The organism is Desulfurispirillum alkaliphilum, assembly GCF_055378285.1.
Window position 1 is genome coordinate 234976 of sequence record NZ_AP042405.1, and the last position, 15736, is coordinate 250711.

Annotated in this window: 16 protein-coding genes; all 16 read left to right on the forward strand. The window is 56.9% G+C overall.

Annotated elements, in window-relative coordinates; all coding sequences use genetic code 11:
- The first annotated feature begins 23 nt into the window (after positions 1 to 23).
- Positions 24 to 1064 (forward strand): phosphate acyltransferase PlsX, encoded by a 1041-nt coding sequence (gene plsX / locus ACZ46I_RS01130; RefSeq protein ID WP_013505219.1) that lies wholly within the window; start codon positions 24 to 26, stop codon positions 1062 to 1064.
- Position 1065: 1 nt separating this feature from the next.
- Positions 1066 to 2046, forward strand: coding sequence for a beta-ketoacyl-ACP synthase III (locus ACZ46I_RS01135; protein ID WP_041725887.1), 981 nt, complete (start codon positions 1066 to 1068; stop codon positions 2044 to 2046).
- Between the two features lie 11 nt (positions 2047 to 2057).
- A complete protein-coding gene (gene fabD / locus ACZ46I_RS01140; protein ID WP_464281171.1) occupies positions 2058 to 3020 on the forward strand; it encodes an ACP S-malonyltransferase in 963 nt (320 codons plus the stop codon).
- A complete protein-coding gene (gene fabG / locus ACZ46I_RS01145) occupies positions 3004 to 3747 on the forward strand; it encodes a 3-oxoacyl-[acyl-carrier-protein] reductase (protein WP_464281172.1) in 744 nt (247 codons plus the stop codon). Before fabD ends, fabG begins: the two co-directional genes overlap by 17 nt.
- 181 nt (positions 3748 to 3928) lie before the next feature.
- The gene (acpP, locus tag ACZ46I_RS01150) at positions 3929 to 4159 is read left to right on the forward strand and encodes an acyl carrier protein (RefSeq protein WP_013505215.1); all 231 of its coding nucleotides are present in this window, start codon (positions 3929 to 3931) and stop codon (positions 4157 to 4159) included.
- Positions 4160 to 4318: 159 nt separating this feature from the next.
- Positions 4319 to 5569, forward strand: a complete 1251-nt coding sequence (fabF, locus tag ACZ46I_RS01155; protein ID WP_013505214.1) for a beta-ketoacyl-ACP synthase II — start codon at positions 4319 to 4321, stop codon at positions 5567 to 5569.
- Positions 5569 to 6312 carry a ribonuclease III gene (gene rnc, locus ACZ46I_RS01160; protein WP_226508589.1) on the forward strand — a complete coding sequence of 248 codons (744 nt, stop codon included), beginning with the start codon at positions 5569 to 5571 and terminating at the stop codon, positions 6310 to 6312. The genes fabF and rnc overlap by 1 nt, the downstream gene beginning before the upstream one ends.
- Positions 6309 to 8873 carry an alpha-glucan family phosphorylase gene (gene glgP / locus ACZ46I_RS01165; protein WP_464281173.1) on the forward strand — a complete coding sequence of 855 codons (2565 nt, stop codon included), beginning with the start codon at positions 6309 to 6311 and terminating at the stop codon, positions 8871 to 8873. The genes rnc and glgP overlap by 4 nt, the downstream gene beginning before the upstream one ends.
- 186 nt (positions 8874 to 9059) lie before the next feature.
- On the forward strand, positions 9060 to 9926 hold the full coding sequence (locus ACZ46I_RS01170; protein ID WP_464281174.1) for a glucosaminidase domain-containing protein: 867 nt from the start codon (positions 9060 to 9062) through the stop codon (positions 9924 to 9926).
- A 132-nt stretch (positions 9927 to 10058) separates the two neighbouring features.
- Positions 10059 to 10469 carry a cupredoxin domain-containing protein gene (locus tag ACZ46I_RS01175; protein WP_464281175.1) on the forward strand — a complete coding sequence of 137 codons (411 nt, stop codon included), beginning with the start codon at positions 10059 to 10061 and terminating at the stop codon, positions 10467 to 10469.
- 4 nt (positions 10470 to 10473) lie between these two features.
- Positions 10474 to 11529, forward strand: coding sequence for a YncE family protein (locus tag ACZ46I_RS01180; protein WP_464281176.1), 1056 nt, complete (start codon positions 10474 to 10476; stop codon positions 11527 to 11529).
- 16 nt (positions 11530 to 11545) lie between these two features.
- The gene (locus ACZ46I_RS01185) at positions 11546 to 11977 is read left to right on the forward strand and encodes a DUF4418 family protein (RefSeq protein WP_464281177.1); all 432 of its coding nucleotides are present in this window, start codon (positions 11546 to 11548) and stop codon (positions 11975 to 11977) included.
- A gap of 1 nt (position 11978) precedes the next feature.
- Complete coding sequence (locus tag ACZ46I_RS01190) at positions 11979 to 13178, forward strand: ABC transporter permease (RefSeq protein WP_464281178.1); 1200 nt, start codon at positions 11979 to 11981, stop codon at positions 13176 to 13178.
- A gap of 15 nt (positions 13179 to 13193) precedes the next feature.
- Entirely contained in the window at positions 13194 to 13928 is a 735-nt protein-coding gene (locus ACZ46I_RS01195) for an ABC transporter ATP-binding protein (RefSeq protein ID WP_464281179.1), read from the forward strand.
- Between the two features lie 308 nt (positions 13929 to 14236).
- Positions 14237 to 14641, forward strand: coding sequence for a cupredoxin domain-containing protein (locus ACZ46I_RS01200; protein WP_464281180.1), 405 nt, complete (start codon positions 14237 to 14239; stop codon positions 14639 to 14641).
- 25 nt (positions 14642 to 14666) lie between these two features.
- On the forward strand, positions 14667 to 15689 hold the full coding sequence (locus ACZ46I_RS01205; protein ID WP_464281181.1) for a cytochrome-c peroxidase: 1023 nt from the start codon (positions 14667 to 14669) through the stop codon (positions 15687 to 15689).
- The last annotated feature ends 47 nt before the right edge of the window (positions 15690 to 15736 follow it).

Here is a 15736-nt window from a genome sequence, read left to right on the forward strand (position 1 = left end):
ATCCTTTCCACTTGGAGTCGTCGTTGCATAGGATAGTCATTGACGTCATGGGGGGTGACTTTGCCCCCCAGAACCCCATTGAAGGCGCCGTTCTGGCCCTGGAAGAGTATCAGGACATCGAAATCTGTCTGGTCGGACCGGAACAGGTGATTGCGCAGGAGCTGCAGCGCTACCCTGACTGTCCCCGCGAGCGGCTGCGCATCGTGCATGCCAGTGAGTACATCACCATGGAGGAAGCGCCGGGGATCGCCCTGCGGCGCAAAAAGGACTCCAGCATCCGCGTGGGACTGGAACTGGTTAAAAAGGGAGAGGCGGACGCCTTCATCAGTGCCGGCAATACCGGCGCCGTGATGGGTGGTTCCCTGCTCTACCTCAAAACCATGCCCGGTGTCGCCAAAGCCGCCATCGCCACCTTTCTGCCGACCCTTTCCGGTACCAGTATCATGCTTGACGTGGGCGCCAATGTGGATTGCCGTCCGGAACACATTCTGCAGTTTGCCCTCATGGGCAACTCCTATGCCCGCTACGTCCTCAACAAACCCGCCCCTACGGTGGGTATTCTCAGCATCGGCGAAGAAGACAGCAAGGGCAATGATATCACCCGCCAGACTTTCCGCCTGCTCAACGAGTGCAGCCTGATTGACTTCAGGGGCAACGTGGAGGGCAAGGAAGTCTACAAGGGCGTTGTGGATGTCATCGCCTGCGATGGTTTCACCGGAAATATCGCCCTCAAGGTCAGCGAAAGCCTCGCCTACATGATCTCCACCATGCTCAAGGAAGAATTGGGGCGTGGCTGGTTCAACAAGCTGGGAGCGGTGCTCTCCGTCAAAGCCCTCAAGCGCCTGAAAAAACGCCTCGACTACACCGAGTACGGTGGAGCACCACTTCTGGGCGTTAACGGAGCCGTCTTCATCAGTCACGGCAGCTCCAGCCCCCAGGCACTGAAAAACGCCTTCCGCGCCGCCAGAATCTACGTTGAGCGCGGAGTCAACCAGCACATATACGACGACATCACCAAAACATTCGCTCAACTCAACCATATCGAGAACAATGGACAGGTGTAAGGTGCTCTACAGTAAAGTTGCCTCCATTGCCTACCATGTCCCGTCCAGGGTGCTGAGTAACCAGGACCTGGAAGCCATGGTAGACACCAATGACGAATGGATACGGACGCGCACCGGGATTCACCAGCGCCATGTGGCCGAACCCGGCGAAAAGACCTCCGATCTGGCTTGCGAAGCTGCCAGGAAAGCACTGAATAATGCGGGGCTGAGACCGGAAGATATCGATCTGATCATCCTGGCCACCATTACCCCCGACCACTTCTGCATGCCCAGTACCGCCTGCGAAGTCCAGCGGAAGCTTGGGGCCACCAGGGCTGCCGCCTTTGACCTGCAGGCCGCCTGCACCGGTTTCATCTATGCCATGAAAGTTGCCGACTCCATGATACGTGCCGCTGGCTACCAGCGCGTACTGGTGATTGGAGCCGAAACCCTCTCCTCCATAACAGACTGGACCGACCGCGGCACCTGCATACTCTTCAGTGATGGTGCCGGCGCAGCCGTACTGGTTCCCTCGCAGGAGCCCGGCGTACAAAGCTGTATCCTTCACTCCGATGGCAATTACGGCGACATGCTCATGACGCCCCGCGTCAACTCGGACACCCCCTTCGCCGAGCGCTCCCGCGGCGGAGACGTCGGCTTTATTCAGATGCGCGGCAACGAACTCTTCAAAGTCGCCGTCAAAAACATGTCGGACGTCCTGCAGGAAGCGCTGGAAGCAAGTGGCGTCAATGAAAAGGACATCTCCCTGGTCATTCCGCACCAGGCCAATATACGTATTATCGAAGCTGTTGCCAAACGCTTCGGACTCTCCATGGACCGCGTGATGGTGACGGTGGATCGTTACGGCAACAATTCTGCGGCAACCATTCCCATTGCCTGGGCTGAAGCCCTTGAGCAGGGAAAAATTCAAACCGGTGACACCATTGCCCTGACTGCCTTCGGCGGTGGGCTCACATGGGGCAGCGCCATCGTCACCATTTAAGAGGAGCACTCATGCTACAGGAAAAAAATATTGCCTTTCTCTATCCCGGCCAGGGCTCACAGGTGGTCGGAATGGGCAAGGATCTTTGCCAGCAGTACCACTATGCCCGCCACCTTTTCGAGCAGGCCGGCGATGTACTGGGCTTCGACCTCATGAATATCTGCTTTAACGGTCCCGAAGAAGAGCTGCGCCTGACCAGCATCACCCAGCCCGCGCTGCTGGTGACCAGCGTCATCGCGCACCAGGTCCTGACCCGGGAACTGGGCATGACCCCGAAAACCGCTGCCGGACACTCCCTGGGCGAATACTCTGCCCTGTGCTGCGCTGGAGGTATCGACTTTGCCGACGCGGTAAAGCTGGTTCACCTGCGCGGCAAATACATGCAGGAAGCGGTTCCCGTGGGTAAGGGCGCCATGGCAGCCATTATGAACCTGGACATCGACTCCATCCGCGAAGCCTGTCGCCGCGCGGCCCAGGAGGAGCAGGAAGTGGTTATGGTGGCGAATTACAACCTCCCAAGCCAGATCGTCATCGCCGGCGATACCTCGGCCGTTGAGCTGGCGTGCACCTACTGCAAGGAAATGGGAGCAAAGAAAGCGGTCATGCTGCCCGTCAGCGCTCCGTTCCACTGCTCCCTGATGCAGCCCGCCCAGGACCGCCTGCAAAGGGACATGGAATCCATAACCTTCAACGACCTGCAGTACACCATCATCAATAACGTGGATGCTGCCTACATGTACCGCGCCGAGGATATCCCCACCTCTCTTACCCGTCAGGTGACCGGAACCGTACGCTGGTACGAGAGCATGGAAATTCTGCTGGGAGATGGCATTCACTCCTTTGTGGAGCTGGGCTCCGGCAAGGTGCTCTCGGGCATCATGCGCAAGATCAACAAAGAAGCGCGTATCCTCAACCTGGAGTCCTGTGAGGATCTGAAGAAAATCGAGGAGGCCTTCTATGCTGCTGCACAATAAAGTGGCGCTTGTCACTGGAGCATCCCGCGGTATCGGCCGCGCCATTGCCCTGGAACTGGCGAAAAACGGCGCTGACATCGCAGTGAACTACGCTTCCAGCGAGGGTCCGGCCCGTGAAGTCGTCTCTGAAATCGAAGCCTTGGGACGTCGCGCCATCGCGATCCGCGCCAATGTCTCCGATGCTCAGGAGTGCGCCGCCCTGGTGGAAAGAACCATCAGTGAGCTCGGCACCATCGACATCCTCGTCAACAACGCTGGCATCACCAAAGACGGTCTGCTCATGCGCATGAAGGAAGAGGACTTTGACGCCGTCATCAACACCAACCTCAAGAGTACCTTCCTGATGTGCAAGGCGGTTACCCGCCCCATGATGAAAAAAAGCAGCGGCCGCATTATCAATATTTCCAGCGTGGTCGGGCAAATGGGCAATGCGGGCCAGGCCAACTATGTCGCCAGCAAGGCCGGCATCATCGGCATGACCAAGTCCATCGCCAAGGAACTTTCCGGGAAGAATATCCTGGTCAATGCCGTCACTCCCGGGTTTATCGAATCGGATATGACTGCCGAGCTCAAGGATGACATCCGCCAGACCATGCTCAGCCACATCCCGCTGGGAAGCTTTGGAAAACCCGAGGATGTCGCTGGAGCCGTCGTCTTCCTGGCCTCCAGTCTGGCCGACTATGTCACGGGACAGGTGATTGCCGTCAACGGCGGCATGTACATGTAACACTCCGCCAGCGAGGCAGATCGGGACGCAACTCCCCCCGGAAGCTCCCCTGCACCGGTGACAAACCACTCGCGGTTTTTTACTTGACACCACTATCAACTTTCCCCTAAAGCAGGGGAGAAGTTGGGTGATGAACAATAAACCAGACAGATATTGAGTTTTCAATGCAAAAGGAGTCTTTATGTCCATTGAGCAAAAAGTGAAAGAAATTGTAGCAGAGCAACTTGGTGTAGGAATCGACACGGTAAACAACGAGAGCTCTTTCATTGATGACCTGGGCGCCGACAGCCTGGATACCGTGGAACTGATCATGGCCCTGGAAGAAGAGTTCGGCCTTGAGATTCCCGATGACGAAGCGGAAAAAATTGTCACCGTACAGGACGCCATCAGCTACATCGAAAACAACGGCTGATCTTGAATGCTCACCGCCTGCGGTGAGCATTTTTCACTGCTGAAGCGGAGTACGCGGAATTGACGGAGCTGACCCCGTTCTCTGCGTAACTTCCAGGTACTCTGTACGGGCAGTCTCTGAAAAACCGACTCTCGCAAGAGAATGAACAGGAAGAGGCACATGAAAAGAAGAGTTGTTGTCACCGGACTTGGAGCTGTCAGCCCTGTAGGGAACACCGTTGCACAGTCCTGGGAGTCGCTGATCGCCGGAAAATCCGGTATCGCTCCCATCACTCACTTCGATGCCAGCGAATTTCCAGCACGTATTGCCGGTGAAGTGAAAGACTACGAGATCGACGAGGCCATTGTCTCTAAAAAAGACCAGAAGAAAATGGATCGTTTTATTCATTTTGCCATGACCTCAGCGGCTGAAGCAGCCAAAGACGCCGGCATCACCTATCCTCTTGCCGAGGCCGACGCCGTACGCTGCGGCGTCATCATCGGCTCAGGCATGGGAGGTCTTCCCGCCATTGAGAAATGGCACACGACCGCCCTGGAGAAGGGCTACAAACGCCTGACGCCCTTTTTTATCCCCATGGTCATCGTCAACCTGGCATCGGGACAGGCGGCCATTCTCCTGAACGCCAAAGGCCCCAACGCCTGTAACGTGACGGCATGCGCCACCGGAACTCATTCCATCGGCGACGCCTTTAAAATCATTCAGCGTGGTGACGCTGACCTGATGTTTGCCGGTGGCACAGAAGCCGCAATCACCTCCCTGGGCATTGGCGGCTTTGCTTCCATGACAGCGCTGTCAACCCGCAACGATGAGCCCCAGAAAGCCTCCCGCCCCTTTGACCGCGATCGCGACGGCTTTGTCATGGCCGAAGGGGCCGGTGTCCTCGTACTCGAGGAACTGGAGCGCGCCAAGGCACGTGGAGCACGGATTTACGCTGAAGTGCTCGGCTATGGCATGACCTGTGACGCCTACCATATGACCAGCCCGGCCCCAGAAGGCGAAGGCGCAGCACGCTGCATGCAGATGGTACTCGACGATGCCGGCATGAAGCCCGAGCAGGTCGATTACATCAACGCCCACGGCACCAGCACCTTTTACAATGACCTCAACGAAACCAAGGCCATCAAGAGCACCTTTGGCACCTACGCCTCAAAGCTGAAAGTCAGCTCAACCAAATCCATGGTGGGGCACATGCTTGGAGCAGCCGGGGGCTTTGAAGCCGTCGTATGCTGCAAGGTTCTGGAAACCGGCATCATGCCTCCTACTATCAACTGTGATAATCCCGGCGACGAGTGCGACCTCGACTACATCCCTCACCAGGCGGTGCGGGGTGAAGTAAACTGCACCATCAGCAACTCCTTTGGTTTTGGTGGTACCAACGCCTCACTGCTCTTTGCCAAATACACAGGCTGATGAACGACCACTGCTGCAGCCAGGAACGTATCGCCCCCCTGGAGGAACGGCTGGGTTATGTTTTTATGCGCAAGGAATTGCTGCATACCGCCCTCACCCACCGCTCCTTCTTTCATAGCAATCGAAAATCGGCCGAGAACAACGAGCGCCTGGAATTCCTGGGCGACTCGGTTCTCGGCCTTATTATCAGCCACTATCTGCTTGAGAGCTTCCCCGCCCAAAGCGAAGGAAAGCTCAGCAAGATCCGCTCCTTTATCGTCAACGAAAAGACCCTCTCCCGCGTTGCCCGTGAAAAGATTCAGCTGGGGCGCTATCTCTTCATCGGCAAAGGAGAAGAGAACACCGGCGGACGGAACAAGGCCAGCATTCTCGCTGATGCCATGGAGGCTGTTGTTGCGGCGATTTACCTGGACGGCGGTCTTAATGCCGCTCGCAACGTCATACTGGAACTCATGTCAGAGGAGATTGAGTCAACCGTCTTCAGTAATCGCCACCGCGACTACAAGACCGAGTTGCAGGAACTCAGCCAGGGCTCGCTGTCACTGGCACCGGAATACCGGGTAGAACGGGAGTGGGGCCCCGACCACCAGAAACACTTTGCGGTCAGCCTCTATTTGCACGACCAGGTTTACGGCCATGGTGAAGGAACTTCAAAAAAAAGTGCCGAGCAGAAGGCAGCCCGAGCTGCCATGGAAAAGCTGCGGGCAGAACTCGAAAAAAAGCGGGATGAGGTTACGGGATGAAAAACTTTTCTTATTACACCGTTGTGCCAAAACTGCCTGAACCCCTCAAACCCTTGCAGGAAATATCCCAGAACATGTGGTGGAGCTGGCAGACCGATGCCATAGAGCTCTTCTACCGCATAGATCAGGATCTCTGGAACAACCCCTCCATTGAGCACAACCCCATCCGCCTCATTGGCGCCCTGAGCTGGGAGCGGCTGGAAGAACTGGCCGAGGATGAGGGTTTCCTCAACCACATGAACAGCGTCTACCGCGAATTCCAGCACTATATGACCCTGGAGACCTGGTACTCACGCCTGTCGCGGGACTGGCAGAATTTTACCATCGCCTACTTCTCCCTGGAGTATGGCATCCATGAATCCCTGCCCATTTACTCTGGCGGCCTGGGCATCCTCTCCGGCGACCACCTGAAGTCAGCCAGTGAACTGGGGATCCCCCTGGTGGGAGTGGGGCTGCTCTATCGCCACGGCTATTTCCGACAATCCCTCAACGCCGACGGATGGCAGCACGAGCGCTATCCGGAAAATGACTTTCACAACATGCCCATCAGCCTGGTACGCGACAAAAGCGGGTCCCCCATCAAACCCTACATCGACTATCCCTTTGGACGCGTCTTTTTTCAGATCTGGCAGGTCGCCGTCGGCCGCATCACCCTCTACCTCCTGGATGCCTGCCTGGATGAAAACGCCCCGGAAGGGCGTGAGATCACCAAACAGCTCTATGGTGGCGACGAAGAGATGCGTCTGAAGCAGGAAGTCCTGCTGGGCATCGGGGGTATTCGTGCCCTGAAATCCATAGGCATCAATCCCACCGTCTGCCATATGAACGAAGGCCACAGCGGCTTCATGCCCCTGGAACGCATCCGCTACCTGATGCACGAACAGAGCCTTGGCTTTGACGCCGCTTTTGAAGCCGTATATGCCACCAATATCTTCACCACCCACACACCGGTTCCAGCCGGCAATGATCGCTTCACTGCCGAGCAGGTCATGAAGTATCTTGGGAAATACATCAAGGAGCTCGGCATAGACGCAGAAAGCTTCCTGGGGCTTGGACGGGAGAACCCCGACAACAAGAGCGAACTGTTCTGCATGACTGTGATAGCCATCCGCATGGCCGGCTTCAAAAACGGCGTCAGTCAGCTGCACGGCAGCGTCTCACGCCAGATGTGGAAAAACATCTGGCCCACCGTGCCCGAACAGGAAACCCCCATAGAACACATCACCAACGGTGTACACGTGCTCTCCTGGCTCTCCCGCGATATGAAAGACCTGCTGGAGCGCTACCTGGGCGAACGCTGGGTGGATGACCCCTATGACAAGGAAATCTGGAAAAAAGTCCGCAGCATTCCGGATCCTGAACTGTGGCACGCCAGGGAGGGGCTGCGCCGTCGCCTGATAACCTTTGTGCGCAAGCGACTCAAGGAATCCCTGCAGCGCCGCGGTGCCTCAAAAAGCGAAATGGCCCTGGCCGATGAGGTGCTCGACCCTAAAGCCCTGACTATCGGTTTTGCCCGCCGCTTCGCCACCTACAAGCGTGGCAACCTGCTCTTCAATGACCTGGATCGGCTGCGCAGCATACTGGCTGACGAAAGCCGGCCAGTGCAGTTTATCTTTGCCGGCAAGGCCCACCCCCGCGACGAGGGCGGCAAGCGCATCATCAAGGAGATAATCCACACCGTCGGACTGCCGGAATTCCGCCATAAAATCGTCTTTCTGGAAGACTATGACATCAGCCTTGGCCGCAAGCTGGTTCAGGGTGTTGACCTGTGGCTCAATAATCCCCGTCGCCCCCTTGAAGCCTGTGGCACCTCGGGCATGAAGGTGACACCCAACGCCGGACTCAACATGAGTATTCTCGATGGATGGTGGGAAGAGGGGTACGACCCGGAGCTGGGCTGGAGTATCGGCGGACGCGAAACCTACGACGACCTGAGTTTTCAGGACGAGGTGGAAAGCAATTCCATCTATTCACTGCTGGAAAACGAAGTGCTGCCAGCCTTCTACACCCGCTCCGCCGATGGTATCCCGCGAAAGTGGCTCCAGATGGTCAAAGAGGCCATGGTCAATCTGTTGCCGGTATTCAACACCAATAACATGGTGGAAAACTACACCACCAGATATTACCTGAACGCCAGTATTAACTGGAATCAGTTTGAGTTTGAAAATTTTGCCCACGCCCGCCACGTGGCCACATGGAACAGCCGTGTCAGAGCCCACTGGAACAGTGTCTCTGTGCGCAGCGTCACCATCGGCCAGGGCACTGAACTGGGAGTTGGAGAACTGGCACCGGTGGTGGCCGAAGTCAACCTGGGCAATCTGACTCCCCAGGATGTCATTGTCGAAGCCTACTACGGCAGGATGGAGCACACCGGTCGCAGCATCCAGCAGGGGCAGACGCAGGTGCTCAACAGTGTCGAACACATAGATGGCAACCTCTATCGCTTCCATGGCATGCTGCCCTGCCCCAACAGCGGACGCTTCGCCTGCACACTGCGCGTCATCAATAACTCGCCGCTGGATATCCGACGCCTGGATATCACACCCCTGATCTGGTGGTAATACCCATCAGCGCCTGGATCCAGGCGCTGATGGGCCATCCGGCTCCCGCCCGATCTTCTGCCATGACGCCCCTCCCCGCCCTTGTCTTTCGACGGAAGAGCGTCTATATTGAAGCACGAGCACACAGAATGCAAAATGCCATGACATTGTCATGCCCAGCTTACATCCCCACAGGAGCCCCCGCGAATGAAACCGGAATCACGCGCTACCTGGCTCAGCGTAGCCGCCATCACCATACTCTTTGTTACCCTGCTCGCAGGATTCATCATCACGCATCAACCAGGTGAACGCCTTCAGGAAGAGAGCCTTCTGGAAGAGGAAACTCTCCCGCTGGCCCTGGAAATCGTCGACTTTTCAACACTGCTGGCAGTGGTCGACCTGAATCAGTGCATCGTTCCTCCCGTAGCCATCAGAGACGTTCCTCCAGAGCTGCAGGACATGGACGTCATCCAGGAGAAAAAGGACGCGTTCTTCAAGATGCTCTTCCCCATCATCCTCAAGGTCAACCACGATATCCTCGAGCTGCGGGAGGAAATCCTGGCGGGGAATGTCGACGACGAGCTTTATGAACAGTTCCAACTCAGCCCGGAAGATGGCATTGAACGTCTGCTCAAGCGAGCCGATACCATCCCTCCCAGCCTCGTCTTTGCCCAGGCTGCCATTGAATCGGCCTGGGGAACCAGTCGCTTCGCCCTGGAAGCCAATAACATTTTTGGCCACTGGACCTATGTCCCCGGCACCGGCATTGTTCCCGCAGATCGACCCGCAGGGGCCACCTACGAAGTGCGCATCTTCGAAACCCTCAAGGATTCCGTGCGCGCCTACTACCACAACCTGAATACCAATCGCGCCTACCGCGAATTCCGCGAAGCGCGAACCACAACCAAGGACCCCCTGGAGCTGACCCGCTACCTGCACCGCTATTCCCAGCTGGGCGCGGAATACGGCAAGCGCCTGAACAGCATCATCCGCTTCAATGACCTCCTTCCCTATGATGGCTGCACCCTTTTGCTGGATGAAGACGTCGTGCTCGCCATGGAAAACGGCGACTAAGCTCCCCACGGCTTGGTACCATTGTCTTTACGCAGGCATCCATCAGGATAACCTCTGAAAGTGAAATTTTTCCCTTGCAACCTCCAGGAGCTAGTGATAATAACTATCATTATCATTCACTAGGAGGATCACATGGGAAGGATCATTACCGTACTGCTGAGCGCAGCCTTGCTTTTCACTCTCGTCGCATGCAGCGACAGCAACACTTCTTCGACACAGACCCAGGAACCTGCTTTTATCAAAGATGAACCCGTACCACCGGGAGCCGAGGATGCCCGCGTTGTCGAACTGATCTTCACCCCCCAGGATATTGAACCTGACCACATCACGGTGCAAAGCGGGGAAAAGATCCTCTTCGTCATCACCAATATCGACGAAGAGGGCGAGCACAATTTCCTCTCTGCAGGCGCCGCCATTCCTGAAATCATGGTGTACGGCGGACAGACGGTACGCCGACTGTGGACCGCCCCTGAAGCGCCCGGCGTCTATGATGCCATGTGCACAATCCACCCCTGGATCAAAATGAAACTCACGGTCGAATAACCCCATGTTTCACTCCAAAGCACAAAAGCAGGACAGCCGCTTCACGGTTCTCCTGCTCATACTGATGCTTCTGGCAGTCGCGCTGCTCATCAGTGGCTGTGAGCAGAAACCGGCGCCCTCATCCGGTGAGGAAACTTCATGGCCTCCCCTTGAGACCAGACAGGTGGTAGCCGAGCAACGCCTGTATGTCACCGCCATGCACGAGGACAAGGTCTCCGTCATCGACCTCGCCACAGCCAAAGTTGTTTCAGAACAACGGGTGGGCAGCAAACCCTACGGCCTGGCCATTGACCGCACACACAATCAGCTGCTGGTCGTCTGCGCTCTGGCCCATGAGCTGTGGTTTCTGGATCTGGACAGCCTGGAAATTCTCGCAACCCTGCCCGTCGGTCGAGTGCCGGCCATGGTAACCGTGGATGAGAGCTCCGGAAAAGCTTATGTTTCCAATACCCGCGGCGACGGCATCACTGTTGTGGACACCCAGACCCACCAGGCCGTCGGCCACCTGGTAACCGGCAAGGCTCCCTACAATATTGAGCTTCTGCAGAACGGACACCTCGCTGTACTCAACCACGATGACGCCTTGCTGGTAGTTATTGACCCCACAGATGGAGAAATTGTCCAGCGCTTTGCCGCCATGCCAAAATCCGCTGGCATGGCCCTGCACCCGTCCCGCAACCTGCTCTTCAGCGGCGGACACGGCAGTGCCGATAATGCCGACGAAATCCATATTCACGACCTGAACCTGGGAATCAACACCGGCACCATCCCGACAGGGCAAATGGCGGCCTATATGAGTGTCGCCGATCCCTACCTCCATGTTGTCCTGCACGACAAGGAGGAACTGATTTCCTTTGACCTGGAAACGTACCAGGAAGTAGTCCGCATACCTACCGGCAAGTACCCCTTTGCCGTGGTTCCCGTTGGCTCATCCACACTGGTAGCGGTATCCAACATGGACTCCGAAAATGTGCAGATTTTTGATATAGAACTGCGCGCCGTCCGCCATACCATCGATGTTCAGGGCGGTCCTGTTGGACTTGCGTATCACACCCCGTAAAATGAGAGGAAATTCCATGCAACCACAAGGCAGCATTTTGACGCGTATCCTTCTGTACGTTCCACTGATTCTGGGTCTGTTGGTTTTTCTCACCCCGGAAGTTCTGGTACCCGTCTGCACCGAACTGGTGGAGATGAAAAGCGGAGCCCTGCGCCCCATGCGCTGCGCCTATGCCGCCAAAGCAGAGATGCTGCTGGGCGCTCTGCTGATGGTAACCGGTCTGCTGATCATTCTGTACCGTAAGACGACAAAGCTGGTGGCCGCGCTGGGCCTTATCGTCAGCGCCATCGGCATTGCCATCATTCTGGTTCCCCAATCGTACATTATCGGCGTCTGCATGCACCACACCATGCCCTGCCGCGAAACCCAGAAGTGGCTGGTGGCAGAGGGCGCGCTGGCCATCGCCACGGGCCTGCTGCTGTGGTACCGCTACCGCCGGAGTACCTGACATGCTGCTCCTGGCCTGGCGAAATGTGACACGCCGATTTTCCCAGTCGCTGATAACCATCATCATCGTCGGGGTAGCCATTGCCACCTTCACCGTCGCCCACATGGTTTTCAGCCTGCTGCAGCAGAGCGTGGATCTTTCTTCACAGCGCATGGGCGCCGATATTATCGTGCTGCCCCGAGCTGTCGGGGTCAATCCCCACCAGGCACTCTTTACGGCAGAGCCCGTCAATATGTACATGGACAAGGAGATCCTGAGCACACTCGCCAGCCTGCCGGGAGTACGTCAGGCGACCCCCCAGTTTTTCACCCAGTCACTGGATGAAAGCTGCTGTGATCTGCGCGAGGCGCGCCGCCTCATTGGCTATGATCCAGAGACGGATTTCGTCATCGCGCCATGGCTGAAGGGCAGGGAGCTGGCGGAACTGGCTGACCACGAAATCGTCATCGGTGGCATCGTGCGCCCCTTCTTCGGCAACCGGGCCATCATCCTCGATGGCATCTTTGAGGTGGCCGGGCAGCTGGAGCCCACGGGTACCGGCATGGATGAGACGGTATTCATGAACATCGCCACCGCGCGCCGCCTGGCTGCTGAAAGCCCTGCCTTCACAAGCCTGTGGCATGAGCAGCAGCCCGATGAGCTCATATCCGTAGTACTTATTCAGGCAAATCCCGGACTCCCGCCATCCATGGTCGTCGAGACCATCAGCGAACTCGGGCTCAACATTCGGGCAGTGACCTCCGGTGAACTGGTCTCGGAGATGCGCAATCAGGTTCGGGCCATGGGACAGATATTCCTGTGGCTGTGGGTTGCCCTGGTGCTTATGGCTGGCCTGGCGCTCCTGGGGCGCTTCCTGGCCCTGGCCCGTGAACGCAAGCGCGAAATCGGCGTCATGCGCGCCCTGGGTGGCCAGCGCCTGGATACCTTTGCCATGGTTCTCTGGGAGGTACTGCTGGTAGTGGTGGCCGGTTGGGCAATTGGAGCTGTCTCGGGTGTACTGGTGGCCATCAGGGCACTGGAATGGCTGAAAACTACACTGATCGTTCCTCCCTGGAATCTGACCTGGCACGTGATTCTCACCAGTGGCGCCGCTGGCCTGGCCATTGCCACAGCGCTCGGTGTTGCCTGTGCCCTCTATCCCGCCTGGAGCAGCGCCCGCCTCGACCCCCAGGAAGCTATCGCCCGCAGTGACCTGCGCTGAACACGAGGAGACCCTATGTCACTTTGCAAATTACACAATGTGGTGAAAGAGTATCAGGGTGAAGAGCATGTGCGCCCGGTGGATGGCGTCACCATGGAAGTTCAGCCAGGGGACTTTCTGACCATTGAGGGCCCATCGGGCACAGGCAAGAGCACCCTGCTCTACATGATGGGTGGGCTACTGCGGCCCACCAGTGGTGAAATACACCTGTCAGGGCAGGATATGACCTCCCTTGATGATGCGCAATTAACCAAACTGCGATCCCGCTGTATCGGCTTCATCTTTCAGGAAGCAAACCTCCTGCCAGCGCTCAGTGCACTGGAAAATCTGCTCTTTGCCCTGAGACTGCGTCGCGGCGCATCACCCACTGGCGAGGAGCGCCGCAGGTCCATGGCCATGCTCGACACCCTTGGCCTTGGAGAGCGGATGCACTTTCTGCCCTACCAGCTCAGCGTCGGCCAGCGCCGTCGCATTGCCATAGCCAGAGCTCTTATTACCAACTCGGCACTGCTGATCGCCGATGAACCCACCAACGACCTTGACCCCCACTGGGCCCAAAGGGTCATGGAACTTCTGCAGGAGCAGTCACAGCAGGGAAAGGCGGTGGTGATGGTAACCCACCACGATATCTGGGCCAGCTGGGCCAGGCACCGTTATTACCTGGATAACGGTCAGCTGCGCGCACGCGAGGAGCCTGCTGAAGCCAGACAATTGAAGAACCCACAGACGCAAGGCACCCGCAGAGTCTGAAGCGAAGTACGCTCCCCGTACGCTTCTGCACGCGAACATCCAGCAGGCAGGGTCTCAGTTGGGGACTTTCTGCAGCCTGCGAGACTCTCCAGGCAATCTGGCTGCTCCTGTATCCTCAGAGTAGCCAGATTGCCATTAATCAAACGACATCTCATATCTTCACCTGATTTCATGCAACAGAAATATGGCAATATCCCCAAATAATTAAATAAAGTCCTTATAAAAAAAGGCTTGCTCTCGCGGCGATAGCTTGGTAAAAAAAGTACAAGATAACGATTACTATTACTATTTAATTAAGGCGGTGGAAAATGAAACGGTTTTTGCTCTTGACAGCGGCGTTTGCGCTTGCATTCACAATCATGGCCTGCAGCAGTGACACGAGCTCAGAATACGCTACTCCAGACTATATCAAAGATGAACCGGTTCCTCCCGGAGCTGAAGGCGCCCGCGTTGTGGAGCTGGAATTCACGCCGGAGACAATTCTCCCCAACACCATCACCCTCAACGCCGGCGAAAAGGTTCTCTTCGTTATCCGCAACACCGACGAGGACGGGGAGCACAACTTTCTCTCCTCCGAAGCGGAACTTTCAGAAATTCTTGTCTATGGTGGCCAGACCGTACGCCGTCTCTGGACCGTAACTGACAGGCCCGGTACCTACGAGCCCCTGTGCACGCTGCATCCATGGATCAAAATGACCATGATTGTTGAATAACTCTCGTTACATGAAGGAGGAGAACGTGAAAGAGAAGAAGAGCAAAGGTATTATTTTCGGCACACTGGCAATCGTGGGCACATCGCTCATCATCGCCGCCTGCAGTGGCTCATCCCAGCAGGCCCTTGATCCCAAGGAAGTCTTTTCCAACCTGGGCCCCATGCCCGTTCCGGCTGACAACCCCATGACTCCCGAGAAAATCGAACTGGGCAAGATGCTCTACTTTGACACGCGCCTGTCCGGGGACAACACGCTCAGCTGCGCCAGCTGTCACGAACCGGAAAAGGGCTGGAGCGACGGACGCCGCACCTTCCTGGGCTTCCAGGGGCATCAGGGGCACCGCAACTCCCCCACTATCATCAACAGCGGCTACCACAGCCTGCAGTTCCTGGATGGCCGCATGAAGACCCTGGAAGATCAGGCTCTCGGCCCCATTCAGGATCCTGGCGAAATGAACCTCTCCCTGGATGAACTGGTTGAAAAACTCAATGCGGTTCCTGGCTACGTGCAGAAATTCGATGCGGTTTTCGGCCCTGACAGCATCAACCCGACAAATATTGGCAAGGCCATCGCCACCTTTGAGCGCACCATTGTCATCGACAACACGCCCTTTGACCAGTACCTCAGGGGCAACAGCAACGCCATGTCTCGGGATGCCCAGGAAGGCATGAAGCTCTTTGCCGGCAAGGCCAGCTGCATCAGCTGCCATAACGGCCCCAGCCTCTCCGATAATAACTTCCACAATGTGGGCGTCCTCAATGACAACCCCGGCCGCGCCGGTTTCACCGGAAACCCTGAAGATGACGGCAAGTACAAGACCACCCATCTGCGTGGTATCGGCCACACGGCTCCCTTTATGCACAACGGCAGTCTGCGCACCCTGCGTGATGTCGTGGAATTCAAGAACCGCGGCGGCGATGGGCACCCCAACACCAGCCCCCTGGTTCGTCCTCTGAACCTCAGCGATAAGGAAAAAGCACAGCTGGTTGCCTTCCTGGAAGCTCTGACCGGCGAGCTGCCCCTGGTTGCCAAGCCACAACTGCCATAGATCTCCCACTCTCCCGGGAAGTCGCCCCCTCACGGGGGCGGCTTTTC